The organism is Cohaesibacter intestini (assembly GCF_003324485.1).
In the GTDB taxonomy this organism is placed as follows: Bacteria; Pseudomonadota; Alphaproteobacteria; order Rhizobiales; family Cohaesibacteraceae; genus Cohaesibacter; species Cohaesibacter intestini.
Window position 1 is genome coordinate 142,709 of sequence record NZ_QODK01000002.1, and the last position, 24,758, is coordinate 167,466.

General features: G+C 55.9%; 21 protein-coding genes. 2 read left to right on the top strand and 19 right to left on the bottom strand.

Annotated features, from left to right (window positions below; translation table 11 throughout):
* Positions 1–162 precede the first annotated feature (162 nt).
* Positions 163–849, bottom strand: a complete 687-nt coding sequence (locus DSD30_RS06190) for a hypothetical protein (RefSeq protein WP_198662858.1) — start codon at positions 847–849, stop codon at positions 163–165.
* Between the two features lie 192 nt (positions 850–1,041).
* Between DSD30_RS06190 and trmFO the strand changes: the two genes are divergently transcribed.
* Complete coding sequence (gene trmFO / locus DSD30_RS06195) at positions 1,042–2,439, top strand: methylenetetrahydrofolate--tRNA-(uracil(54)-C(5))-methyltransferase (FADH(2)-oxidizing) TrmFO (RefSeq protein ID WP_114009628.1); 1,398 nt, start codon at positions 1,042–1,044, stop codon at positions 2,437–2,439.
* A gap of 24 nt (positions 2,440–2,463) precedes the next feature.
* Here the strand turns inward: trmFO and DSD30_RS06200 are convergent, their stop codons facing one another.
* The 5 genes from DSD30_RS06200 to yajC all read right to left on the bottom strand — a co-directional run bounded on the left by DSD30_RS06200 (position 2,464) and on the right by yajC (position 6,846).
* On the bottom strand, positions 2,464–3,327 hold the full coding sequence (locus DSD30_RS06200; RefSeq protein WP_114008768.1) for a phytoene/squalene synthase family protein: 864 nt from the start codon (positions 3,325–3,327) through the stop codon (positions 2,464–2,466).
* Between the two features lie 19 nt (positions 3,328–3,346).
* Positions 3,347–3,736, bottom strand: coding sequence for an Mth938-like domain-containing protein (locus DSD30_RS06205; protein WP_114009629.1), 390 nt, complete (start codon positions 3,734–3,736; stop codon positions 3,347–3,349).
* Positions 3,737–3,869: 133 nt separating this feature from the next.
* Positions 3,870–4,829 (bottom strand): protein translocase subunit SecF, encoded by a 960-nt coding sequence (gene secF / locus DSD30_RS21845; RefSeq protein ID WP_245418388.1) that lies wholly within the window; start codon positions 4,827–4,829, stop codon positions 3,870–3,872.
* Positions 4,830–4,847: 18 nt separating this feature from the next.
* A complete protein-coding gene (gene secD / locus DSD30_RS21850; RefSeq protein ID WP_138147735.1) occupies positions 4,848–6,482 on the bottom strand; it encodes a protein translocase subunit SecD in 1,635 nt (544 codons plus the stop codon).
* Between the two features lie 76 nt (positions 6,483–6,558).
* On the bottom strand, positions 6,559–6,846 hold the full coding sequence (yajC, locus tag DSD30_RS06215; protein ID WP_114008769.1) for a preprotein translocase subunit YajC: 288 nt from the start codon (positions 6,844–6,846) through the stop codon (positions 6,559–6,561).
* Positions 6,847–7,124: 278 nt separating this feature from the next.
* Between yajC and DSD30_RS06220 the strand changes: the two genes are divergently transcribed.
* Complete coding sequence (locus DSD30_RS06220; RefSeq protein WP_114009630.1) at positions 7,125–8,000, top strand: ATP-binding protein; 876 nt, start codon at positions 7,125–7,127, stop codon at positions 7,998–8,000.
* Positions 8,001–8,082: 82 nt separating this feature from the next.
* Here DSD30_RS06220 and DSD30_RS06225 read toward each other — a convergent pair whose 3' ends face one another.
* The 13 genes from DSD30_RS06225 to DSD30_RS06285 form a co-directional block, all read right to left on the bottom strand.
* Positions 8,083–8,553 carry a DUF1203 domain-containing protein gene (locus DSD30_RS06225; RefSeq protein WP_114008770.1) on the bottom strand — a complete coding sequence of 157 codons (471 nt, stop codon included), beginning with the start codon at positions 8,551–8,553 and terminating at the stop codon, positions 8,083–8,085.
* A 158-nt stretch (positions 8,554–8,711) separates the two neighbouring features.
* A complete protein-coding gene (locus DSD30_RS06230; RefSeq protein WP_114009631.1) occupies positions 8,712–11,570 on the bottom strand; it encodes a valine--tRNA ligase in 2,859 nt (952 codons plus the stop codon).
* A 260-nt stretch (positions 11,571–11,830) separates the two neighbouring features.
* Entirely contained in the window at positions 11,831–12,562 is a 732-nt protein-coding gene (locus tag DSD30_RS06235) for a PopZ family protein (RefSeq protein WP_114008771.1), read from the bottom strand.
* Between the two features lie 305 nt (positions 12,563–12,867).
* Positions 12,868–14,871: a LysM peptidoglycan-binding domain-containing M23 family metallopeptidase gene (locus tag DSD30_RS06240; RefSeq protein WP_114008772.1), complete on the bottom strand. Its 2,004-nt coding sequence runs from the start codon at positions 14,869–14,871 to the stop codon at positions 12,868–12,870.
* A gap of 201 nt (positions 14,872–15,072) precedes the next feature.
* Positions 15,073–15,819 carry a 5'/3'-nucleotidase SurE gene (gene surE / locus DSD30_RS06245; protein WP_114008773.1) on the bottom strand — a complete coding sequence of 249 codons (747 nt, stop codon included), beginning with the start codon at positions 15,817–15,819 and terminating at the stop codon, positions 15,073–15,075.
* A gap of 94 nt (positions 15,820–15,913) precedes the next feature.
* Positions 15,914–17,191: a serine--tRNA ligase gene (serS, locus tag DSD30_RS06250; protein ID WP_114008774.1), complete on the bottom strand. Its 1,278-nt coding sequence runs from the start codon at positions 17,189–17,191 to the stop codon at positions 15,914–15,916.
* A gap of 279 nt (positions 17,192–17,470) precedes the next feature.
* Complete coding sequence (gene tatC, locus DSD30_RS06255) at positions 17,471–18,271, bottom strand: twin-arginine translocase subunit TatC (RefSeq protein WP_114008775.1); 801 nt, start codon at positions 18,269–18,271, stop codon at positions 17,471–17,473.
* Complete coding sequence (gene tatB / locus DSD30_RS06260) at positions 18,272–18,772, bottom strand: Sec-independent protein translocase protein TatB (RefSeq protein WP_114008776.1); 501 nt, start codon at positions 18,770–18,772, stop codon at positions 18,272–18,274.
* Between the two features lie 154 nt (positions 18,773–18,926).
* Entirely contained in the window at positions 18,927–19,145 is a 219-nt protein-coding gene (locus DSD30_RS06265) for a twin-arginine translocase TatA/TatE family subunit (RefSeq protein ID WP_114008777.1), read from the bottom strand.
* A gap of 99 nt (positions 19,146–19,244) precedes the next feature.
* The gene (locus DSD30_RS06270; RefSeq protein ID WP_114008778.1) at positions 19,245–20,360 is read right to left on the bottom strand and encodes an ABC transporter ATP-binding protein; all 1,116 of its coding nucleotides are present in this window, start codon (positions 20,358–20,360) and stop codon (positions 19,245–19,247) included.
* A gap of 111 nt (positions 20,361–20,471) precedes the next feature.
* The gene (gene scpB, locus DSD30_RS06275) at positions 20,472–21,191 is read right to left on the bottom strand and encodes an SMC-Scp complex subunit ScpB (protein WP_245418389.1); all 720 of its coding nucleotides are present in this window, start codon (positions 21,189–21,191) and stop codon (positions 20,472–20,474) included.
* Positions 21,188–22,063 carry a segregation and condensation protein A gene (locus DSD30_RS06280; protein WP_425359450.1) on the bottom strand — a complete coding sequence of 292 codons (876 nt, stop codon included), beginning with the start codon at positions 22,061–22,063 and terminating at the stop codon, positions 21,188–21,190. The genes scpB and DSD30_RS06280 overlap by 4 nt, the downstream gene beginning before the upstream one ends.
* Positions 22,064–22,233: 170 nt before the next feature.
* Positions 22,234–24,705, bottom strand: coding sequence for an SPOR domain-containing protein (locus DSD30_RS06285; RefSeq protein ID WP_114008779.1), 2,472 nt, complete (start codon positions 24,703–24,705; stop codon positions 22,234–22,236).
* Between the last annotated feature and the right edge of the window lie 53 nt (positions 24,706–24,758).

Consider the following 24,758-nt stretch of genomic DNA (forward strand, 5'->3'; position numbering starts at 1 on the left):
AATAAGCCCACCGGACCTCCTCCCCCGGTGGGCTTTTTGCTTTCCGCCTTTCTGAAACCCCGGAAACGGACACAAGTCTCATCAATCAGCGCGCGCAACAGCACACTCCCGGACAGGATCCATGCGCATTCTGTTATTTTGAAGGGATTAATGCAGTCCGGCTCAGCTTGCCTGTCGGGACGGGGATTCGCGATACCAGGCTTCCAACGGCTTGATGATCGGCAGAACGCCATTGTCGTGACGCCAGCTATCAACCGCGTGCCTTTTTCCGCTTTCCTTGTCCTTTACCACGGCTGTGGCATGAGGATAACGACCATCAAGGAAAAAGCCGCGAGCCACCGGTGCAAGCACGGTGTGATATTTGAGCAATCCGTTTTTCTCGGCATAGGTCAGATAAGACGTGGTGTTGCTGGCTTCATCGATGCAATCCATTTGTCCTGCGACACCGGAATTGCGCATATCAAGCCCGCCAATATCCTTGTCAGAGCCGACAATCGGCCCAACCCGCTTCTCGAACCATTGAACGGCCTTGCCGATGGCTTCGCGCTCAGCTTCCGGGCTCGCCTTGCCACGCGCCAGAATGGACTTGAGCTTTGCCAGATCCTTTTCACCGGGTCTGAAACTGTGCTTCAGTTTGCACCCGAAGGCATGGCAAATGTAAATCTGGCTGCTGCTCGGCGCGCGATAGCTCATCCGCGAGGACCAATCGTCCAGAGAACTGGTGCTCTGGGTCTGGCACCCGGCCAGCAAGGCTGACAATCCGCCGACTAGGCAAGAAAAAGAAATGGCTTTGATGCGGGTCATGATGTGAATGAGTCGGCTCCGAAAGGCTGTGTCGCGTCTAATCATGTATCACCGCACCTTGGCAATGCCAAATGGAAAAATTCCAATAGACGCCCATCATGATGCAGATCTGCGAGCCAACGACAGGGCCATCTTTCTGCGCTCAAGGCACAAGTCAGGCTTTGCTTCTGAGCCGAAGGATGATAGGAAAACCCACTTTCCCTCGCTTTGCAAATCTATCTGGAGTGTTGGCAGATCATGCAAACCAAAAAATCCGTTCGTATCATCGGCGCCGGTCTTGCAGGCTCTGAAGCCGCTTGGCAATTGGCCAATCAAGGCGTGCCCGTGATCTTGCAGGAAATGCGCCCTGTCCGCTCGACCGATGCCCATGTCACGGATCACTGTGCAGAGCTGGTCTGCTCCAACTCTTTTCGCTCTGACGACCATGAGGCCAACGCGGTCGGTCTGCTGCATCAGGAAATGCGAGAGGCGCAGTCTCTGATCATCTCCGCAGCCGATGCCAATGCCGTGCCTGCAGGTGGCGCGTTGGCAGTTGCGCGTGAAGCGTTTTCCGAAGCGGTCACCGACCGTTTGGCGGCTCATCCTTTAATCACCTTGGTGCGTGGCGAAGTGGACGCATTGCCTGATCCTGAGGCGGGCCCTTGCCTGATCGCCACCGGCCCCCTTACCTCCAAGTCACTTTCCGAGGCAATCTTGGCGGCAACAGGCGAGGAATCCCTCGCATTTTACGATGCCATTGCACCGATCGTCCATTTCGACTCGATCAATATGGACAAAGCATGGTTCCAGTCCCGCTATGACAAGGTCGGCCCGTCAGGCACAGGCGCGGACTATATCAATTGCGGCATGAACGAAGCCGAATACAAGGCCTTCATCGCGGCGATGCTGGAAGCAGACAAAGCTGAATTCAAGGAATGGGAAGAAAAGGCGAAATATTTCGACGGCTGCCTGCCGATTGAAGTGATGGCCGAGCGCGGCATCGACACGCCTCGCTATGGTCCGATGAAACCCGTCGGCCTGACCAACCCCCATGATCCGGATACCGATCCCTATGCGGTGGTGCAATTGCGCCAGGACAACAAGCTCGGCACCCTCTACAACATCGTCGGCTTCCAGACCAAAATGAAATATGGCGCACAAGCAGACGTATTTCGCATGATCCCCGGTCTCGAAAAGGCCCAGTTTGCGCGCCTTGGCGGCATTCACAGGAATACTTTCCTGAACTCGCCGAAGCTGCTGGACCAGAGCCTGCGCCTCAAATCGATGCCTCATCTACGCTTTGCCGGTCAGATCACCGGCTGCGAAGGATATGTGGAATCAGCGGCGATTGGTCTGTTGGCGGGTCGCTTCATCGCTGCTGAGCTTGCCGGACAAACCCTTGCCCCACCGCCGGAAACCACCGCATTTGGTGCGTTGCTTGGCCACATCACCGGGGGACATTTGATCGATTCCAACGGCGGTCAGCGCTCTTTCCAGCCGATGAATGTCAATTTCGGGCTGTTCCCACCCGTGGAATTTTCGCGCCGCCGGGAAGATGGCTCGAAAATGCGGGGGCCAGAAAAGCAGTTGTCGAAGAAAAAAGCGCTCACCAAACGGGCATTGGAAGACATCAAGGGCTGGTTGCAACAGGCATAGCCAGCCAACAGGCCTTGGGGCGCATCAGACAGCAGCTGCCATTCGCCAAATCGCCCCGTAACAGCGCCACCTCGCCAAACGAAGCAACCTTGCGGGGTGCTTCTTGCGCATCCGGATCATCAAACGGGCCGGAGCAAGCCGCAAAAAGGCGGGGGCGATCTGGCTTCGCACATCCTTGGGTACCAACTTCAATTCTGCCATTGCCTTGGCATGATGCATTTCAGCCAGCTCCCCAAGGGTCAGAAGGGCCGCGGCCACGTTGGCTTTAGACTTGTCGGCAATCAAATCTGCCTGAGCCAAGCCATGGGCGGCAAAAGCATCGGCAGGCAGGAATAGTTTTTGCCGCTCCACATTTTGAGGCCAGTCAAACAGATGCTGTGCCAGACAGATCGCCATCGCGGCATGTCCACACAAACCGGAAATATCAGCAACATCCTTGCAAAGAATCTGTGCCGAGAGCATCAGGGCCAACGCTTCTGTTTCTCCCGCATAGGTCTCGAAATGCGGCATATCTGGCATCGGGTCATTATAGAGATCAAACCGACGCGCTTCGATGATCGGAACCAAACGGTCGATCGGCAATGCATGCCGATGCTGAACCACTTGTAAGGCCGAGGCGACGGGTCCAACATTTACCACCTCATTTCCAGGGCTCTGATCAACAGTGGCGTCAGCGACAATATCCCGCCACCATGTCAGACGGATATCTCCCATCGCGGGCTCGCTAACGCGCGTTGGAATCACGGCGACATCAGCAAGGAAACATTGAAAAGCAAGAAAGTCAGCGCGAACAGCCTCAGGCGCTGTCAGGCTGGCAAAATACCGCACAGAATCAAGACGTTTCAGCTCGGACTGACAGAAGGCAAACGCATCATGCAGGTCTGACATGCTGGAGCACCCTTCCGGCTCAATCGACGGGCAACAGGACGGCAGCGACGGCTCGATCTTCGGACAACAGGATATTGAGCGTGCGCACAGCCGCACCCGTATCCATCACATCCAGTTTCAGCCCTTCACCACGCAAGTGCCCTGCAACTTTGGGGTCCAGCGGAGTGAGCCTAAGTCCCGTACCGATCAGCAGGATCTCGATGTCGTCTTTCTCTGTGAGAATCCGCTCAAAGCTCGCAAGGCTGAACGGGCCATCCTCAGGCAGGTCCCAACGGCGGGTGCCGCTCGGCAGGACCATCAAGGCACCTTGATGGGACATATCGCCGAAGCGAAAGCCACCATTGCCATAATAGTCGATGGGGTCTCGTCCGGGATAAAAGGCATCGACCATTTCGATACCAGCGGCCAGAGCGACGGCATTCTCGATGAAGCCATCGGCTTGAGGCGCGACGCCGGGCGGAGTGTCCCCCTGCCCGGCGCGCGGTTTTGGATTGGAATCGGGCTTGTCTTTGTTGCCCTTCAACCAGTTGAAAATCATCGGATCAAGAGGCCGTCACATTGCCAGCTTCGTCCGTTTCGGACGGCACCGCAACCTGTTCGGAGCGCAGCTTCAGGAAGATGAGCAACGGAGAGGCGATGAAGATCGACGAATATGTACCGACAAAGACACCCCAGATCATCGCGAAGGTAAAGGAACGGATCACTTCACCGCCGAGGAAATAGAGCGAGCCGAGAGCCAGCAAAGTGGTCACCGAGGTCAGAAGCGTCCGGGACAGGGTCTGGTTGATCGACAGATCCAGTACTTCCGTCAGAGGCTTCTTCTTATATTTGCGCAAATTCTCGCGAATACGGTCATAGACCACCACGGTATCGTTGAGTGAGTAACCGACGATGGTCAGAACCGCTGCGATGGTGGAGAGGTTGAACTCCATTTGCAGCAAGGCAAAGATACCAATGGTCAGGATCACGTCGTGCGAGGTGGCTATCACGGCCCCAAGCGCGAACTGCCACTCAAAGCGGAACCAGATATAGACCAGAACTGCGAACAGGGCAGAAATCACGGCAATGGAACCGGCACTTGCCAGCTCACCGGAGACACGGGGCCCGACCACCTCGACACGGCGATATTCCACCGTGTTGCCGAGGGTTTCCTTGACCAGCGTGACAACATTCTGCTGGGCTTTTTCGTGGCCTTCTTCACCGGCATCCTGCGTCTGAACGCGGATCAAGACCGTGTCGGGCGCGCCAAACTCCTGTACTTCCACGTCCCCCAAACCAAGCGTGCCAAGTTTGGCGCGCATGTCGCCAACATCGGCCACCTGTTCAGCGGTCTTGACTTCAATCAGCGTGCCGCCTCTGAAGTCGATGCCGAAATTGAGGTTGAAAATCAGGTAAAGAGCAAGCGAGGCGATCACCAGCAAACCGGAGAGCGGAAAGCTCCAAAACCGATCTTTCATGAACGGGATATGGGTGCCATCCGGGATAAAACGAAGCGGTTTCATATCAGTCTCTCCGTTGGATCAAATAGGCAAGTTGGCAGGACGGCGGGCCTTGACCCATGTCGCCACCAGCAAGCGGTTGAAGGTGAAAGCGGAGAAGACGGTCGTCACGATACCGACAGCGAGGGTCACAGCGAAGCCACGCACAGGACCGGAGCCGAGCGAGAACAGAATGATCGCCGCGATGAAGGTTGTGATGTTGGCGTCAAGAATGGTTCCCAGCGCCCGGCTGTAACCGGCATCAATCGCCGCAATGGTCGACCGACCGAAATTGTTTTCTTCGCGAATGCGCTCATAAATCAGCACGTTGGCGTCCACTGCCATACCCACAGTAAGAACGATACCGGCAATACCCGGCAGGGTCAGCGTGGCACCAAGGCCGGACAGAACACCAATGATCATGCCGACATTGACCACCAGAGCAATGTTGGCAAACACGCCGAACAAACCATAGCTGATCAACATGAAGATCACGACGGCACAAGCCCCGACAAGACCGGCAACTTCGCCTGCCTCAATGGAGTCCTTGCCAAGGCCCGGACCAACGGTGCGTTCTTCGATGATGGTAAGATCGGCAGGCAACGCGCCAGCCCGCATCAACACCGCCAGATCATTGGCGCTATCCACGGTGAAGGATCCGGAAATGATACCGGAGCCACCGCGGATCGGTTCGCGAATGGAAGGCGCGGAGATGACCTCATTGTCAAGCACAATGGCGAAGGGCAGACCGACATTCTGCTCCGTGACGCGCGCAAATTTCGTTGCACCCGACGTGTTGAAACGGAACGAGACAACAGGTTCGTTGGTCTGCGGATCAAAGGTTGGCTGTGCATCATCCAGCTCATCACCGGAAATCAGCACCCGTTTGTTGACAAGATAAGGTGTGCGTTGGTCGGCAGGCAGAGGATTTTGAGGATCTTGCGCTTCGAACAACACTTCCGAGTCCAGTGGCGGACGGGTTTGCAGCGCATTTTCCGGAGCCATCGAGGTATCCACCATCCGGAACGTCAGCTTGGCGGTGGATTCAAGAATTTTCTTCAGGCGATCGGAATCCTGCAGCCCCGGCACTTGAACCAGAATGCGGTTGTTCCCCTCACGCTGAATGGAAGGTTCTGTGGTACCCAGTTCGTCAACACGTCGGCGGATCACTTCAATCGACTGCGCCACGGCATTCGAGACGCGCGACGTGATACCTTCCTCGGTCAGGCTGAGGCGGAACAGACCATTCTCATTGACATCAAGAACGGTTTCCATCGCACCGCCCCCTGACAGAATTGACGAGGTGACCGGTTGAACGAGGGTTTGAAGTTTCGTCCGCGCTGCTTCCAGATCGCCAAGTTCGCGAAGGCGTACTTGCACTGCGCCGTCTTTGACTGCGAGACCTCTATAACCGATCTTGTCTTCACGGAGCCGGGAGCGGACATCGCCGCGCAGAACTTCAAGGCGTTCCTTGATGACACCCTCTTCCTCAACTTGCAGCAGGATATGGGCCCCGCCCTGAAGATCAAGACCAAGAACCAATTGTCCGGACGGCATCCAGCTTGGCATCGTGTCTTTGAGGAATTTTTCGGAAAAGAGATTGGGAAGAGAAAACAGGATGCCCACGATCACGGTGATCAGGACCAAACCCACTTTCCATTTGGCGAAATGTAGCATGCGGCTATCCTACCATTATAGGCAGAGCACCCGGCGCGAACCGGGTGCGACTTGAAATGAAATAAGGCTCAGGCAATCAGGCTTTGCCAGCAGGCTCGGTCTTGGAGCGAACTTCTGCAATCGACTTGCGAACAACTTTGATTTTCACGCCTTCAGAAAATTCAACGGTGACTTCGTCACCTTCGGTCGCGTTGGTGATCTTGCCCACCAGACCGCCACCGGTCACGATGGTGTCGCCACGGCGCACATTGGCCACCATCTCGGCGTGTTTTTTCACCTGCTGGCGTTGCGGACGGATGATCAGGAAATACATGATCACGAAGATCAGGACAAACGGCAGGAGTTGCAGAATTTGCGCGTCCATAGAGGCCTCCTTTGCGGTGTGTACCCACCCATCGGGCACATTCCGTGGATATGTTGGACCATGATTATGGTCGGGAATGGGGTCGAGCGGACTATAGCGATCCAACGACACTTTGCAAAGTGTCCGTGAACGGTTTGCAACGCTGTATCCAACTCTGCTAATCAAGGGCTAGACATAATGATCCTTTGCACAAGATGAAAGGGGCAACAGGCGGTTCCTCCCGTTTTTTCGCCACCTTTTCCGCGGCTTGGGACGCCAATCACGGAGCCTTTCCTTCCATGTCCGCCAGTGAGCTCGAAAGAATCGCAAAACTGCTGAAGAAAATCCACATCTCAATCGATCGCGCCGTGCCGCCAGAGACACCGAAAACGGATCTCAACGCGGCTGATGCCTTTGTTTGGCACGCGACCCCGGTCGCTTACCTCCAGCCGGTCACAAAGGTCAATCGTGTGGATATCAGTCTGCTCAAGGCAATCGATCGAAACCGCGACATCATCCTTGAAAATACCCGGCGCTTTGCCAAGGGCCTGCCGGCCAACAACGCACTTTTGTGGGGTGCCCGTGGCATGGGGAAATCATCGCTGGTCAAGGCCTGTCATGCAGCGGTGAATGAGCAGACAGCAACAGAAGACCGCCTGAAACTGATCGAAATTGCCCGCGAGGACATCGAAAGCCTGCCGATCCTGATGAACCGTCTGCGGGGACGCACGGAACGCTGCATCCTCTTCTGTGATGATCTGTCCTTTGACAGCGGCGAGAATGCCTACAAATCCTTGAAGGCCGTGCTTGATGGCGGCATCGAAGGCCGCCCGGACAATGTACTATTCTATGCCACATCCAACCGCCGCCACCTGATGCCGCGCGACATGATCGAAAACGAAAAGTCGACCGCCATCAATCCCGGCGAAAGCGTGCAGGAAAAAGTCTCCCTGTCCGACCGTTTTGGCCTCTGGATCGGCTTCCACAACTGCTCGCAGGATGACTATCTGGCCATGGTCAATGGCTATGTCGCTGATTATGGCATCGAGGTTGACCCTAGCGTCTTGCGCGCCGCAGCTCTGGAATGGGCCACCACCCGCGGCTCCCGCTCCGGTCGCGTCGCCTGGCAGTTCATTCAGGATCTCGCCGGTGAAAAGGGCGTCAAGCTGCGCTGACAGTGCCCGGAACAACCATCAAGGAAGCAACGAGTGCAGTGATGGCTTTGCCGAATAAGGACAAAAGCCACCCCTATCCAGATCAAGGCACCCTGCATATTTCCGCTGCGAAGCAACCCGGCTTAGCATAGTGAGCGTGGATATATCTGACGGCCGGGTCTGCCAGAAACGCCTCGATACTGGTCCTGATTTCGTCACCACTGGCAAGATCCGCATGGATAATATGATGCGCTTCATCGAAGGCCCGAAGGGAAATAACCCGGCGGGTCATAACGTCTGGCACTTGATCGATATAGTGGGCGGCCTGTTGTGGTCCCTCACAGATAAAAATGGCGTGACGGGATCGATAGGGCGATTGGACGGGCAAATGCTCATAATTGAGCAGCAAGGCCGTTTCACCAATTGCCATGTCTCTTAGTCCCACACGATCCGGAAAGCCTGGGCATTCTTCCACCTGATAGCGAATGACCCCTTGTTGTTTCAGAACGTCATCCGACAACCCGAACAAATGAGAAAACTGGTCAGGCTCCAGCCCGGAAATTTGAAAAGACATGGTTTGCTCCGTTTGAATACCAATCAATGTCCTGCATCCTAGGAACAGCCATCACCATCGGCAGCCCGTTTCTTGCTTGCCAACAGAAAAGCCTTCAGAAACAAAAAAAGCCCCGGCCAAACCAATGACCGGGGCTTTGAACAGTCTCTGGGATCAACTTACAAAGCGGAAAGAATGCGCTCGAGCGCTTCCTGAACCTTGGCTTTCAGAGCATTCTGCTCTTCCAGCTTGGCCTTCTGCTCGGCAACGATGTGATCCGGCGCATTGGCAAGAAACTTCTCATTGCCAAGTTTGGCCTCGAACTTAGCCGCGACTTTGGAGATCTTGTCGATTTCCTTTTCCAGACGGGCCTTTTCAGCGGCCAGATCGATCACACCAGCCAGTGGCAGAGCGACGGTTGCTTCATTGACAACCACCTGCGCAGCCCCTTGCGGCACTTCGTCAGAGATCTTGATATCTTCAACACGTGCCAAACGTTTCAGAACGGCATCCTGATTGGCAAGGCGTGCTTTGGTCTCGTCACTCGCCCCAACAATTTCCAACTTTAACTGGCTGGACGGTGGAATATTCATTTCCGAGCGCACCGAACGAACCGCGCTGATGATATCAACCAACCAGTTGATTTCATCGGCCGCACCCGTGTCAGCAATGTCATAGCTTGGCCAGCTTTCGGTGATCAGCAGACCATCGCGCGCCGGGCCGATCTTGCCGGTTTCCGCCCACAGCTCTTCGGTGATGAATGGCATCAACGGATGCAGCAGCAAGCAGATCTGATCGAGCACCCAAGCCGCACAGGCTTGCGTCTCACTCTTGGCATCGCTCTCGCCGTCGGCCTGCAAAATGGGCTTGGACAGCTCGATATACCAGTCGCAATAGAGGTTCCAGACGAAGCGATAAAGCCCGTTGGCCGCATCATTGAAGCGATAGGTCTCGATCGCGTCGGAGACTTCCTGCGCGGTCTTGGCCACTTCGGTGACGATCCAGCGGTTGATGGTTTCTTTGACACTGTTCGGGTCGAACCCTTCGACGCGGGCGCAACCATTCATCTGGGTGAAGCGGGTTGCATTCCACAGCTTGGTACCAAAGTTCCGATAGCCAGCCACGCGGCTGGTGGCGAGCTTGATGTCACGCCCTTGCGCGGCCATCGCCGTCAGGGTGAAGCGAACGGCATCCGCGCCATATTCTTCAACCAGATCCAGCGGATCGATGACATTGCCCTTGGACTTGGACATTTTCGCGCCATGCTCATCACGCACCAAGGCATGGACATAAACCGTGTGGAACGGCTCCTGCTTCATGAAATGCATCGACATCATCATCATCCGGGCAACCCAGAAGAAAATGATATCAAAGCCGGTGACCAGCACGTCGGTTTGATAATAGCGGTCCAGCTCAGGGGTTTTGTCCGGCCAGCCCAAAGTCGAGAAGGGCCACAAGGCAGACGAGAACCATGTATCAAGCACGTCTTCGTCGCGGGTCAGTTCAACCTCTTTGCCGAACTTCGCCTTGGCCTGCTCCATCGCCTCTTCTTCGCTGTAGGCAACAAAAACGGACTCGTCCGGGCCGTACCATGCCGGGATCTGATGGCCCCACCAGAGCTGACGGGAAATACACCATGGCTCGATATTTTCCATCCACTCGAAATAGGTCTTTTCCCAATTTTGCGGTACGAACTTGGTGCGGCCTTCGCGAACAGACGCGATGGCAGGCTCGGCCAAGGTCTTAGCATCGGCAAACCACTGGTCAGTCAGCATCGGCTCAATGACAACGCCGGAGCGGTCACCAAATGGCTGCATGATCTTTTTATTCTCAACGTAAGGCACGTCATTGCCGTCTTCATCCTTGGTGAAAACGCAGAGGCCTTCCGCGTTGATAGCCGCAACGATTTGCTTACGGGCTTCAAAGCGATCCAGACCGCGATATTCATCCGGCACAAGGTTGATGGCATCAACTTCGCTCTCGCTCGGCAGGTCGCCGGATTTGGCAATCGCAACAGCCGTCGCAGAGCATTCCGCATAAGGCGCGCCATCGGCACGCAGAGCTGCTTTCACATCCATAAGGCGGTAGCAAGGAATGTTGCCGCGACGCGCAACCTGATAGTCGTTGAAATCATGCGCACCGGTGATTTTCACCGCACCAGAACCGAAATCCGGATCAGGATAGTCATCGGTGATGATCGGGATCAGCCGGCGATGCTCTTTCGGACCAACCGGGATTTCACAGAATTTGCCAACAATCGGCGCATAGCGTTCATCGGACGGATGAACCGCAACCGCACCGTCACCCAGCATGGTTTCCGGACGGGTCGTGGCAATCGAAATATAATCGCGCTCTTCCTGGAAGGTGATGTTTCCGTCTTCATCCTTCTCGGTGTAGGTGTAGGTCTCCCCACCAGCCAGCGGATATTTGAAGTGCCACATATGGCCGTCGACTTCTTTATTCTCAACCTCGAGATCGGAAATCGCGGTTTCAAATTTCGGGTCCCAGTTGACCAGTCGCTTGCCGCGATAGATCAGACCGTCATTATAAAGCTCGATAAAGACCTTCTGAACGGCCTTTGACAGACCTTCATCCATGGTGAAACGCTCACGCGACCAGTCGGCAGTCGCCCCCAGACGGCGCAGCTGGTTGAAGATCGTGCCACCAGACTCGCCCTTCCATTGCCAGACGCGCTCGAGAAATTTCTCGCGGCCCATATCCCGGCGGGACGGTTCCTTGTTGGCCGCCAACTGGCGCTCGACAACCATCTGCGTGGCAATACCGGCATGGTCCATGCCCGGCTGCCACAGCACATCCTTTCCATGCATGCGGTGGTAGCGGATCATCACATCCTGCAGGGTATTGTTGAGCGCATGGCCCATATGGAGCGAGCCGGTCACATTCGGTGGAGGGATCACGATGCAGAAGCTGTCCTGCCCGTCCTTCTTGCCAGCACCTGCCTTAAAGGCACCGGATTGTTCCCACGCATCATAAAGGCGCGGCTCAACCGCCGCCGCATCGAATGTTTTCTCCAGCATCATACTTCCATATCGCAGGCATAAATGGGGTGTCCCCCTCGCCTGTCTCTCAAATGTCAGATCCCGGCCATGGCACGCCAAGCCTGATCAAAAAAGTCTCGGGTAAGGTGTAAATCCCATTCCGCCCCGGCCTGTCAACCATTTGAGAGGCCTTGCGCGCAATCTTGCGCCAACTGACGCATATTTCACGCACAAAAAGAACGCAAACGCATCAATCGGGTGGCGAATATGAGGATTTCATAAGGGATTGGTGCGGGTGATCAGCGGAAATGCTGCTCACCCCTGGACACTCGCTCAATCTCGGCACGGACAAGCCGCTCGACCATAATTGGCAAATTCTGATCCAACCATGCCTTCAGCATCGGCCGCAGCATGTCCTCGACCACATTTTCCATGGTGCGTGGATTGTTGGACAAAACCGTATGGGTAAGATTGCCAAACGCACTGGTGACGATGGATGAAACCTCATCGGAGACCAATGGAGAGCCACGACCGACATCTGGCAACGGCCCTGTCGGCGTCGGTTCGGTTTCAATGCTCGCCTTGAGCATCTCCGGCACCTTCTGCTCCAGCGTTTCCTGAACCTTCTGTTCCAGTGCAGATGGTTCGGGTTTTTCAGGCTCAGGAGCCGGTTCCTTTTCGGCGAACATTAGGTCGTCATCGCGCGGCTCGACTAGATCTGGCTCCTGCCAAGCGGTCTGAAGCTCGAGAACCTCTTCTTCCTCTTCCGGCTCGTCGGCTTCCGCCGCCATGGCCGCAGCCATGTCCATTTCGAGGTCTTCTTCCGGTTCTGGCTCTGGATCCGGGGCTGGGCTGTCAAACAGCGCATCCAAGTCATCCTGACTAAGCTCGGTATCGCCCGCGGGCAACTCTGCTTCAGGTTCTGGCGCACTATCTTGACTGATGGCAGCTTCCTCGTCGGAAATGATGCGACGAATAGACGCCAGAATTTCCTCCATAGAGGGTTCTTGAGCTGCACTGGAATTCGACATGGCCTCACCCGAAACTACTGACAAACTAGGTCGATGACCGCCCCACGCTCCGCCGTGAACATGATTCGGTTATCTCTTAACTATAGGCGGTTTCAATATTTGTTGAAATCCGAACAGCCAAAAACCGCCAAACAGATGTGGAGGGACCACCTAAATCCCCCAATTTTAGCGCCTTTGTGCGGGCAATTCGACCAAAGGCACACCAAAAACACCAAGCCAACCCGATGGCGTTGGTCATAGGAAAGCATTCCCCGAACTCAAAAAGGGACGCAATTGCGTCCCTTTGAAGTAAAAACCTAGCCTCATTAGCTGCTGACCAGATAGGGAACCGGATCAACCGGATCACCCTTGATACGCAGTTCGAAATGCAATTGCGGGCTATCCACATCCCCCGAGCGACCGGCTTGAGAAATAATCTGACCGCGACGCACCTGTTGCCCCTTGGACACCATAATCTTCTCGTTATGCGCATAGGCCGTCACATAGCCGTTTGCATGCTGTACAAGAACCAGATTGCCATAGCCCTTCAGCTTGTCACCCGCATAGATGACCGTTCCACTCTCTGCGACCCGAACCGATGTACCGGCAGGCACTGCGAGATTGATACCGTCATTGCGACCGCCATCACGCTTTCGGCCATAATTGGAGATGATCCGCCCCCGAACTGGCCAACGGAACTGTGGATCGTTTGATGCGACACGCGCGTCAGAGGGCTTGGATGGCTGCGAAACAGGGCGCGCATCGGACTGAACATCATCGGGCAGTCCGACAGGCTGGCTCAGCGCGGCAACTTTGCGTCGGGTCACCTTGGACTTTGGCGTTGAAGCTTTGCTGACAAACCGTGGTTTGGTTTTCGGCAGCTTGGCAAGCCGCAGCGGTGTTTTCACCTTTTGCTGAGAAACAGCAGTCATTACGGTCGACTGACGATTGATCGACGCAGTTGATGTGTAATCAACATTCTTTTGCGGAATCCTGAGACGCTGCCCCATGCGGATACGCGATGTAGGCGACAAACCGTTGACCTGAGCCAGAGTCTTTGTCGACACACCATATCGGCTGGCAATACCACTCAGCGTATCGCCGGGCATGACCATGTGACGGTTCTGCGCGTTGGCCTGCTGCTGATGACGCGACACATTCACGGCATAAGGGGTGTTGGACTGCAGCCGCAAAGGATTGGCCTTGGGCACCCGAAGCGCAATCGGCATGGTCGGCAGACTGGACGTCTGAACAGAGGGCGACTGCCAACGGGTCTGAGGCTGCACGGATGCAGCCGGCTGAATCTGCGCCTGCTGGTAGACAGGAATGATCAATTGCTGACCCGGTGCAATAAAGCTCTGATCTACCAATCCATTGACATCGGCAATTGCCTTTGCAGGCACACCATAGCGACGCGACAGCCCCTGAATATCGTCACCCGGCAAAGCAGTGATCATCGACCCGCCAGCGCTGGTCCATTGACCACTGGTGCGGGGAGCAGAAACCCTCTGCTGGTTCAAGATCTGCTGGTTGGTTACAGGCACGCGTGCATTTTGTGACTGGATCGCAGCGGGCGGCTGGATCGAAGCAGTCGATGTATAGTCGACCGCCTTTGGCTTGGGCGATGACTTTGGCAGGGAGAAGAATTTTGATATCGAGAAGCGACGTGTCTGCTCAACCGGCTTTGGCGGCATTGGCTGCGCTGCAACAGGCACATTCACCGTAGCTCGTGGTGCCAAAGTCTGAGGCCGATAGGTCGCCAGTTGCGTCTGTTTCGCACGTGGCGCTGCTTTTGGCATACTGTCAAAGCGCGAGACAACAACCGGAGGCCCACTAAGAGGGGTAGAATTGATGGAACTGGTTGCAGTATAATCCGCTGAGCGCACATTCACCGGCACAGAGACAGGAGCGGTAACGGGCACCCGATTGCTCGCCACTGTGACCGGAACGGACTGGGTTGGCGCCTGCACGATCGGCGGCATCGGCTGGGAATAAACTGGCTGCGGCGTTGCGCTTGGAATCGAATTGGTGACGAACTGTTGCTGTGCTGGCGGCGTTACATAAACCGTTTGAGGCGGGCTATAGACAGGGGCCGGTTGGGTGACAGGGCGTGCAGGAGCGACCGCAGCAGGCATCGACTGAACGGCAGCGCTCTGAACAGGCACCTGCTTGGTTGAGTTGGTGAAAATGCTTTGCTGATTGGGCGTATATCCCCTTTTGCTGGGATCGCCCCATTGTCGTTCCAAATCTCCACTACAAGCCGCCAGCGTCGCTGCAATGGCAACGATGGACGTTGTTGAGAGACATTTACGCAATACAGAATAGTTCATGCCAACACCGGTTTCAAACGCACTACACCCCAGGTTTGGCTACAATTAAACCGCAGTAACCTTTCCAAACCCTTAAAAATGCATCTAAAACTGTCGATTGGCTGAACCATCCAGCATTACGGATTCAGCAGAGATTCCAATTCACTGACAGGAGAAACAACACAGACAACGCGCCGTCCGAAACGGGTAAACACCTAGCCTCTAGCTTAGCTTTCCGAGCGTGACGTGATCCGTCATATCCAGATTGAGTGGCGTCACCGATATCTGCTGGTTGTAAATAGCATGCAAATCGGTTCCCGGCTTTGGATCAAACCGGCGGCCTTCAAATCCAAGCCAGAAATAGCTCTGCCCGCGCGTATCCACCCGCGGCTCCACGCTCAATTGTGCCTGATCCCGCCGCCCTTGCTTGGTGAAAACAACATCTTTCACCTCATCGGGATGGCAATCGGGGAAGTTGATATTGAGCAGGGTCTGGAAAGGAAGATCGTGATCAAGCAGGCCTTTCACCACCTCCGCGCCTTTTTCTGCGGAACAGGTCCAGTCGACCCCGTCCTTTGATTGCCAGCCATAGGATTGGCTGAGCGCGAAGGAGCGGATGCCGAGCAGCGCCCCTTCCATGGCACCAGCCACCGTGCCCGAATAGGTCACATCTTCGGCCATATTCTGTCCGCGATTGACGCCGGACAGAACAAGGTCGGGTTTTTCGGGCAACACATGCCCGACACCCATAATCACGCAATCAGTCGGTGTGCCATGCACGGCAAAGCGCTTTTCGCCCAGCTCACGCAGACGCAGCGGGTCATGCAAGGTCAGGGAATGGGACATCCCGGACTGCTCACTTTCCGGAGCGACAATCCAGACATCATCGGAGAGGGAACGCGCAATTTTCTCCAGAACTTCCAGACCTGGAGCATTGATACCATCGTCGTTGGTCAGCAGAATACGCATCTTTCCCTCTTTTCTTCAAAATTACGATCGCGCACGTCCATGTGCGCGATACGGAAAACCCGCCAAACGGATCAATGGATCATACGCACCGAGTTCATGCGCTGATCACCTCAAGACCACCCATATAGGGACGCAGAACCTCAGGGATCACGATCGACCCATCGGCAGTCTGATAATTTTCCATGACAGCGATCATACAACGGCCAACCGCAACACCGGATCCGTTCAGCGTATGCACAAATTTCACATGCTTCTCACCGGGCACCCGATAACGGGCATTCATCCGGCGGGCCTGAAAATCGCCACAGGTGGAAACGGACGAAATTTCGCGATAGGCATTCTGCCCCGGCAGCCACGCTTCGATGTCAAACGTCCGGCGCGCCCCAAAGCCCATGTCGCCACAGCAAAGGGTCATGACACGATAGGCAATGCCCAGCTTCTGCAACACGGCCTCGGCACAGGAGAGCATCCGCTCCTGTTCGGCGACCGAGCTGTCCTCGTCGGTAATGGAAACCATCTCGACCTTGTTAAACTGGTGCTGACGCAACATGCCGCGCGTATCGCGCCCAGCCGACCCGGCCTCGGACCGAAAACACTGGGACAAGGCCGTAAAGCGCATGGGCAACTGATCCCCGTCAACGATATTGTCACGCACCAGATTGGTCAGCGGCACTTCAGACGTTGGAATGAGCCAGCGGTCATCGTCGGTATGAAAGGCATCTTCGGAGAATTTCGGCAATTGTCCGGTGCCATACATCGCATCCGAACGCACCAGTGTCGGCACAGACACTTCATCATAGCCATGTTCATTGACATGGAGATCGATCATAAACTGGCCAATCGCCCGTTCCAGCCGCGCCAGCTTGCCCTTCAGAACAACAAAGCGCGAACCGGAAATCTTGGCAGCGGCTTCAAAATCCATCCCGCCCAATGCTTCGCCAAGTTCGTAATGTTCCTTTGGCTCGAAGTCCATCTGGGGAATATCACCCCAGCTGTGATGCAGAACATTGTCCGCTTCATCCGCTCCGGGAGGCACATCATCCAACGCAAGGTTCGGCAGGGTGCTCAGCGCTTCATTCAGCTCGTCCTGCAAGGCACGGGTCTTGGCTTCACCGTCCTGAATGATGCCTTTCAGGTCGCTCACCTCGGCCATCAGGGCCTGTGCCTTTTCCTCATCGCCCGAGCCCTTGGCCTTGCCAATTTCCTTCGAAGCAGCATTGCGTCGCTGCTGGGCGTCCTGCAAGGTCTGAACATAAGCGACGCGCGCATCATCCAGTGCGATCAAACGGGACGAGGAGGCTTCGGCGCCGCGCGCAATCTGGCCTTGATCGAAGCTTTCCGCATTTTCGCGTATCCATTTGATATCAAACATGACAATAGTTCCGTTTGTTGCACTGTCACAAAATCTTTCGGGAGACCGACCGGATCGACACCCGCGCTCGAAGACAGCTTGGCCACGAGGCCCTGCCCGATAAGCAAATCAGGAAGGACACGAGTCGGCAAGATGCTAATGGTCGCGCGAAAAATAGGTAAAGGCACCAGAAGACGCAACCCCCATGCAGGAGCCGACTGCCATTCAGCCAAGTAACCCACAAACTGTGTTACTTCCGCAACGAAAAAGGGCGGCCAAGCCGCCCAATTTCGTGGAGATTTATTCCGAGAATTCCTCGCCTTCAAGTTCCTTCTCAAGGCGTTTCTTCTCAACCAGTTTCACCGACCAGATTGACAACTCATAGAGCAGCAACGTCGGCACGGCCAAACCCAACTGGCTGACCGGGTCTGGCGGCGTGAGAACCGCAGCCATCACGAAGGTCGCCACGACCGCATATTTGCGCTTGGCCTTGAGGCCTTCCGCATCCACCAGTCCGGCGCGCGCCAGAAGGGTCAGAACCACCGGCAGCTGAAACACCAGACCGAAGGCAAAGATCAGGGTCATAATCAGCCCCAGATATTCACTCACCTTTGGCAAGTGGGTGATTTGCGCCACCCCTGCCCCGGTCTGCTCCATCGACAGGAAGAATTGCATCGCCAACGGCATCACCACGAAGAACACCAACGATGCCCCTATGGCAAACAGGATCGGCGTGGCGATCAGAAACGGTGCAAAGGCCTGCCGCTCATGTTTGTAGAGCCCCGGTGCCATGAACATGTAGATCTGACTGGCGATGATCGGAAAGGCGATGAACAGCGCACCAAACAGAGCCAGTTTCAACTGGGTGAAGAAATATTCTTGCGGCGCGGTGAAGATCAGTTCGACCTGACGCGACTCGCCCACTGCCGTCTCGTAAGGGATGATCAGGATATTGAAAATATCAGCTGCAAAGAAGAAGCAGACAATAAAGGCAATCGCTACCGCAATGACCGCTTTCATCAACCGGCTGCGCAACTCGATCAAATGCTCGATCAACGGAGCTTTGCTCTCCTCGATCAGTTCCTTGTCACTCTCAGTCATTTAATCGGCCTTTGCGCTGGATTTGTCAGCAGAAGCGTCTGTCTTGTCTTTGGAATCTTCAGCCGGTGCCGCAACAGGGGCCGGGTCGGCGGCCGGTTTGGCATCCCCCTCGTCCACCAGATCCGCAGCGGCCGTGTTGGCAGCTTCTTTTCTGGCGGCCACATCAGCCATTGCTTCGTCAAAATCCCAACTCGCTTCATTGAGATCTTTCTTGAGTTCATCGGTCACATCGTCAAGCGAGCCAATTTCCTTGGTCACAGCATCCTTGATGGCATTGGTCGGGTTCAACTTGCGTGCGTCACTGATGGTATTCTTGACATCCTCAAGCTCCGCTTCCCGCAGGGCTTCATTGAACTGGCCCTGAAAGTCTCCCGCCATCTTGCGCATACTACCCACCGTCTTGCCGATGGTACGCAACAGACCAGGCAATTCCTTTGGCCCTACCACCAAAATGGTGACGATGACGATGACGAGTATTTCCGTCCAACCGATATCAAACATGGATGCACACCGGCTCCGCTAAAGAGAAAAGAGAACAGGCGACGACGGACAAATCCCGGTGGCGCGACCCCTTCACGCCACCCTTGCACGCGCCACCAAAGCAAAGCAATGCCTGCCAATGGTCACATGAACCCGGCAGGCACGACAACAGGTCCTAGCTGACCTTGTTTTTCTCTTCGCTTTCGGATTCCACTGTCTCGGACGGCTTGTTTTCGATCGCGTCCTGCGCGGTGTCTTCGTCCTTGAGGCCTTTTTTAAAGCTGTTGATGCCTTTGGCCACATCACCCATCAATTCGGAGATTTTGCCACGGCCGAACAGCAATACGACCACAACCGCGATGATGACAATCTGCCAGATACCAATCTGTCCCATTTGAATTCCCTGTAATTGATCTTGTCGTTATAGGAAGCATAGCTCCCGATTATATTTATGCCTGGTTTGCTGGCACTGTTTCCTAGAGAGATAAGCCCTTTAGTCTTCCTTGGCAAATATCAGCACATCTTTTTTACGAAAGGATACACCGATATTCTCGCCAACACTGAATATCTGCCCGGCACTCGAGCGCACGAAAAACGGCTGATCCACCCCCTTGACCGAAATCTCATACAGATCCACTTCGCCAAGGAACATGCGCCGCCGCACCCTTGCGGCAATGGCCGGCACATAGGAGCCATCAATCGCCACATGCATTTTGACACCCTGCTGACGGACACAAACCATCAATGGCTGCTCTTCGTCAAAGCCCTCACAGGCAAAGTCACCGACCACCGTTCTGGCCTTGCCCGAGCGATAGACGCCTTCAATTTCATTGAGATCCGAGAAAAAGCGCGCAGCCCAATGATTGGCTGGATGATAGTAAAGCTCTTCGGGTTTCGCATATTGAACTATCCGACCATCCCGCAGCAGCACAATTCTGTCACTCATCCGCAAGGCTTCTTCCGGGTCATGAGTAACGATGATGCAGGTTGCGCCAATCTCACGCAGAACTGCCAGTGTTTCGTCGCGAACCCGGTCACGCAAACGATTGTCCAGACCGGAAAAAGGCTCATCCATCAACAGGATGCTGGGGCGTGGCGCAATCGCTCGCGCCAAGGCGACCCGCTGTTGCTGCCCACCGGAAAGCATATGTGGATAATGGTCGGCATAGTCCGCAAGCCCCACGCGGCCGAGGGCAGCCAAAGCCTCGATCTCCGACGCTTTGGAGGGCAGATCTGTGAGGCCAAACATCACATTGCGCAGGATCGAAAGATGGGGGAACAGCGCATAATCCTGAAACATCAGACCGACACTGCGCTTTTCGGGCGGCACAAAGATGCGACCGGACGATACTTCGCGGTCATTGATCAACACCGTACCCGCCGTCTGCCTTTCAATCCCGGCAGCGATCCTGAGCAGGGTCGTTTTGCCCGAGCCGGACTGACCGAGCAGGGACACAACCTCACCGGGCTTGATACTCAGCGAGATATCACGCAACACCTCTAACCCGTCAAAGCTGCAGGCGACCGATTGGAAGGTCAACCCGGCGGCAAAAGTGGTTCTCGCCGTGCCCCGGTGACCCCATTCGCCATTCTGTCGCTCTGCGCTCATTCAAAACTCCGCACTCGGTCTTCCCCAACCATGTAGCGCGACTGGGGCCCAAAACTCAAATTGAAATTGATTGAAACACTTATATCCAAAAGCAGGGCAACCACAACGTGGTCACTCATCCTCAAGTGCGACGGCCTCCAATGCCTCGGCCTCATCAGCATCAAGTGGATCTTCATCCTCCGCAAGATCCTCATTGTCATCGGGCGTCGGCATCGAGAATGCAGGCGGGAGTGCGGAATCAATCATGCCCGCCCCCTTCAATTCTTCCAGCCCCGGCAAATCCTGAATCGTGGTCAAATCGAAATGGACCAGAAACCGGTCGCTGGTGCCAAAAGTCACCGGACGGCCTGGCGATTTCCGCCGTCCCCGCACCCGGATCCATTCGGTCTGCAACAATACGTCCAGTGTCCCACGCACTGTCGACACACCCCGGATCTGTTCGATCTCCGCCCGCGTCACCGGCTGATGATAGGCAATGATGGCAAGGGTTTCGAGCGCCGCGCGGGACAATTTACGCGGCTCAATTGATTCGGCCTGCATCAGGAAGCCCAGATCTTTTGCGGTACGGAACAACCATTTTCCCTCGACCTCAATCAGATTGACCCCACGCTCCGCATAATCCTGCTGCACCTGCCTGAGCAAAGATCGCACATCGAGATTGTCCGGCATTCTGAGTGCAATCTCACCGATGCTCATTGGCTCGACGCTGGCAAACAGCAACGCCTCCAGCATGCGCTTGAGCTGCAACCGCGCTTCAGCCGCCAGCGCTGACAGGTCGGGATCCTGTTCAAAATCGCCAAAATCCGGCAGCATGCCATCGTCTTGCATCATCGTGCCTTCCTTGAAGTACGAATATAAATGGTGCCAAAGGCATCCGTCTGTTTGAGCTCGAGCTTACCTTCACGCACCAGCTCCAGTGAGGCCGCAAAAGAGCTGGCCATCGCGGTCACCTTAATGTCGGTCATTTGCAGATAGCTCTTGAGGATCACGTCAACCGGCGTCCAGTCCGGCTGCAGCCCGACCAATCGGGTCAGGACATCCCGCGCTTCCTGCAAGGACCAGACCTGCCGCTTGCGCACATGGACCAACGAGACCGATTGCCGTTGCCGCAAGGCCGCATACGAGGTCAGTAAGTCATAAAGAGAGGCCGAAAAATGGATTTTGCGGTTCAGCGACATATCTTCTGGCTGTCCCCGCAGGAAAAAGTCCTTGCCCAATTGCTGCCGCTCCATCAACGCACCCGCCGCCTTGCGCATCGCCTCCAGTTTACGCAAACGAAAGGCAAGCATCGCCGCCAGTTCTTCCCCGCTCGGCTCGTCGCCCTCATCCACTTGCGGAATAAGAAGCCGCGATTTGAGATAGGCCAGCCAAGCCGCCATCACCAGATAATCCGCCGCCAGCTCCAGACGCAGTTGCCGCGCCTGTTCAATGAACAACAGATATTGTTCAGCCAATGCCAGCATCGAAATCTTGGTCAGGTCCAGCTTCTGTTGCCGCGCCAATGCCAACAGGAAATCAAGGGGGCCTTCAAAGCCCTCGACATCAACAATCAGTGCCTCTTCGCCGACACCTGCCTTCTGCACCAGATTGATGCCCGCCATGTCCGCCCATTTGTCTGCCTCATCATTGGCTGCGACAGAATCCGCCGCCTCTGAAGAGGCGTCTGAGGAAGGTGCATTGATTTCATCGTCTGTGACCGACATTGGATCGTTCCTGCAGCCTTACGCTGCAAATCGTATGGGCACGCGGGCAAGCATGGTTGTAGCAGTCTCATTCATGCAAAAGACTACCCCCTTATCCCGGCACAACCAAGAGGATAACCAAAAAACCCGGCACATAGGCCGGGTTTTCTCTTAGTCTCAGACAGCCCGTCTTATCGAGTGGCAACCAGACAGTCGCCGCCAGCATTCTTGATGCTTTGACAGAAAGCAGTTGCCCCGGCACGGTCTCCAAACTGGCCAACCCGCACCCGATAGAAGGTGCCACGATCACCCAGATTGGCTTCTTTGATGTCCGGCTGATAGCCATTGAGGATTGGCAGGCGAGCCTGAATGTTGGCAAAGCTTGCCCGTGCCTGATCCGGCGTCCGCTGCGAGGTGATCTGAACGGTATATCCGCCAAGCGAGTCATTGTTGGCTTGAGCAACCGGCCGAGGTGGCACTGGCTGCGCCGGAGTGCTTTGCGGCACCAGAAGCGTCGGGCTGTTGCTTGCAGGTTGCTGAGCCACCGGCTGAGCCGGTGCTGCGGCCTGTGCAGCCTGCTGCAAAGCCACCAGTTCATCCGGCTTGGCGCGTGGCAGCGGCAGTCCAGTTGCCGCATTGCCTGCATCATTCACATTTGCATCTGTGTTGGTGTTGGCGTTGGCATCGGTCCCTTGCAGAAGGCCACCTTGTTCGATCCCGTTGTTGAAGGTCGAGTTCATCGCCTGCTCGGACGGGGTCTGGTTCAGCAATTGCTGGTCAACGGATGGCGCTTGAGTCTGGTTGGCCGTGTCACCGGAATTTGCCGTGACAATGGTGCCATCGGGACGTACCACAACAGTCCGCACCTCTTTGGGCCGCACCGGATTGGTTGATGCATCCGTATCCCCGTTCTGGGCAACGTTGGTTTCACCACCTGACAGTGAAATAACCCGTGGAGCCTGACCATCGCGGGTCAGTGCCAGTGGTTTTTCGGTTGCCGGCATCAGGGTGCTCGGTCCTTCGTCACTCTTGGTGCCATCGATGCGGTCGTAAACGGCAGCATTCTGATTCGGGATCACTTTGCCACCCGGATCATCGGGAACTTCCTTGACCGGACCCGTATTGGCCTCGACCACAGGGGTTTCGGTGCTGTCTGAATCGCTCTGACCAAAGCCCCAAGCGATCAGACCACCAACGGCAATCACACCCACCGCGGCCAAAGCAGCGATCAAACCTTTGCGTGATTTCTGCTGTTTGGGAGGCTGGGCGGTGGTCATGTCAGGACCGAGGGCAGAATAATCCTCATCCCCCAAATACGGAGAGCTTTCAGCCGCAGCCTGAGCAACACCCGGATCTGCATACGTCCCATGTGGGCCGGATGCCATTGGATAATCATTAGGGGCAGCATATCCACCTTGCTGCGCAGCATAGGCATCGGACTGGGCATAAGGCTGTTGCTGATAATGCGCGTCCTGATCCTGATACCCGCTTTCATAGCCAGCCTCCTGAGGCTGCTGATCGGGATAGCTGGAATAGCCATGCTCGCGACCACTCACATCAACCGCTGGTGCAACAGGTGCACGGTCGAGCATCGGATCGGGATAATGCGAAGACGGCTGAGCCGGAGCCTGATTGAACGCAGCAAACGGATCACTGGCCGGGTCGCTGGCAACAGGCGCACGCACCTCAGGCACGGGCTGGTGCACATAGCTCTCAGGCTCCTGCGGAGCGGCAGAAGGATAGTCAGGCGCACTTTCCCGCGCAGGCTGTGACCAGGAGGCCTGTTCCTCTTGCCGTGTCTGACGGGCAGACCGGTCGAGAGATACGGAATCTGGTGCGGCTTGCCCCAGACGGAACCCGCTCATTGGATCGGCGGGATTTTCCTCTCGTACAGGTTCCCGCGACTGATAGCTTGGAGCCGTCTCCCGCTGGGACGGACGTCTCAATTGGCCATAGCTGCCACTGGTCGCCACATCGTCCGCATCACGCGCCGAAACGGCCGGAGCCGCAGGACGCTCAGCAGGGCTCTCGGTCGAGCCACCCCGGATCAGGCTGCTCCAGTCATCAAGACTGGGTGCACGCCGCTCGGCTGCAGCAGGAGCCGCTGGCGCATCAGAATCTGCAGGGGTTGGCTCATATCGTGGCGACGCCGCAACCGGCGGCGCAAGTGGAGCATCTTCAGTCTGAGCAGCCGGTTTTTCTTCGGCCGTTTTTGGCATCTCGAAGCTTTCTGGCTGGGACCCGCGCAAACCTGCAGAGAAATCCTGAGACGGTACGGACGCAGGCTGTGGCGCTTGCGGCGCCGAAGCTTGCGGTGCCGAAGCTTGCGGTGCTTGCCGAGCCAGAGGATGTGGACGCGTTATTGGATCCGGCTCGCGCTCAGCCACCGGCTCAGATGGACGGGAGGCCGCATCAAGCCCTTGCTGCAAACGCAACTCGCGGATCAACTCCTGTTCGAGCTCTCGCAATTCTTCTTGGGAAACTGCCGCAGGCTGCCCTTTCGGGGATGCTGCAAAATCGAAGTCCTGATTGACGATTCGATCCAGCTCAGCGAGTGGATCCTCTATCGCCTGTCCCGCATCGGGTTTAGGCTGCCCCTGCTCGTTGGAGGAGGGCCAGCCTGGAATCGGCGGAATGGGCTTCTTGTCATTGGTATCAGACATGACGATTTGCCTTTATAATCATACTCTTCACTCGTAATGCCTGGCAAAGCTTG

What these genes read in the sequence shown, in the direction of transcription:
- tatB (WP_114008776.1), bottom strand. Translation starts at nt 18,772, where the DNA reads ATGTTTGATATCGGTTGGACGGAAATACTCGTCATCGTCATCGTCACC.
- yajC (WP_114008769.1), bottom strand. Translation starts at nt 6,846, where the DNA reads ATGGACGCGCAAATTCTGCAACTCCTGCCGTTTGTCCTGATCTTCGTG.
- DSD30_RS06220 (WP_114009630.1), top strand. Translation starts at nt 7,125, where the DNA reads ATGTCCGCCAGTGAGCTCGAAAGAATCGCAAAACTGCTGAAGAAAATC.
- DSD30_RS06225 (WP_114008770.1), bottom strand. Translation starts at nt 8,553, where the DNA reads ATGTCTTTTCAAATTTCCGGGCTGGAGCCTGACCAGTTTTCTCATTTG.
- DSD30_RS06265 (WP_114008777.1), bottom strand. Translation starts at nt 19,145, where the DNA reads ATGGGACAGATTGGTATCTGGCAGATTGTCATCATCGCGGTTGTGGTC.
- surE (WP_114008773.1), bottom strand. Translation starts at nt 15,819, where the DNA reads ATGCGTATTCTGCTGACCAACGACGATGGTATCAATGCTCCAGGTCTG.
- DSD30_RS06240 (WP_114008772.1), bottom strand. Translation starts at nt 14,871, where the DNA reads ATGAACTATTCTGTATTGCGTAAATGTCTCTCAACAACGTCCATCGTT.
- DSD30_RS06230 (WP_114009631.1), bottom strand. Translation starts at nt 11,570, where the DNA reads ATGCTGGAGAAAACATTCGATGCGGCGGCGGTTGAGCCGCGCCTTTAT.
- DSD30_RS06235 (WP_114008771.1), bottom strand. Translation starts at nt 12,562, where the DNA reads ATGTCGAATTCCAGTGCAGCTCAAGAACCCTCTATGGAGGAAATTCTG.
- tatC (WP_114008775.1), bottom strand. Translation starts at nt 18,271, where the DNA reads ATGACTGAGAGTGACAAGGAACTGATCGAGGAGAGCAAAGCTCCGTTG.
- DSD30_RS06200 (WP_114008768.1), bottom strand. Translation starts at nt 3,327, where the DNA reads ATGTCAGACCTGCATGATGCGTTTGCCTTCTGTCAGTCCGAGCTGAAA.
- serS (WP_114008774.1), bottom strand. Translation starts at nt 17,191, where the DNA reads ATGTTTGATATCAAATGGATACGCGAAAATGCGGAAAGCTTCGATCAA.
- DSD30_RS06270 (WP_114008778.1), bottom strand. Translation starts at nt 20,360, where the DNA reads ATGAGCGCAGAGCGACAGAATGGCGAATGGGGTCACCGGGGCACGGCG.
- scpB (WP_245418389.1), bottom strand. Translation starts at nt 21,191, where the DNA reads ATGATGCAAGACGATGGCATGCTGCCGGATTTTGGCGATTTTGAACAG.
- secF (WP_245418388.1), bottom strand. Translation starts at nt 4,829, where the DNA reads ATGAAACCGCTTCGTTTTATCCCGGATGGCACCCATATCCCGTTCATG.
- secD (WP_138147735.1), bottom strand. Translation starts at nt 6,482, where the DNA reads ATGCTACATTTCGCCAAATGGAAAGTGGGTTTGGTCCTGATCACCGTG.
- DSD30_RS06190 (WP_198662858.1), bottom strand. Translation starts at nt 849, where the DNA reads ATGATTAGACGCGACACAGCCTTTCGGAGCCGACTCATTCACATCATG.
- trmFO (WP_114009628.1), top strand. Translation starts at nt 1,042, where the DNA reads ATGCAAACCAAAAAATCCGTTCGTATCATCGGCGCCGGTCTTGCAGGC.
- DSD30_RS06285 (WP_114008779.1), bottom strand. Translation starts at nt 24,705, where the DNA reads ATGTCTGATACCAATGACAAGAAGCCCATTCCGCCGATTCCAGGCTGG.
- DSD30_RS06280 (WP_425359450.1), bottom strand. Translation starts at nt 22,063, where the DNA reads ATGTCGGTCACAGACGATGAAATCAATGCACCTTCCTCAGACGCCTCT.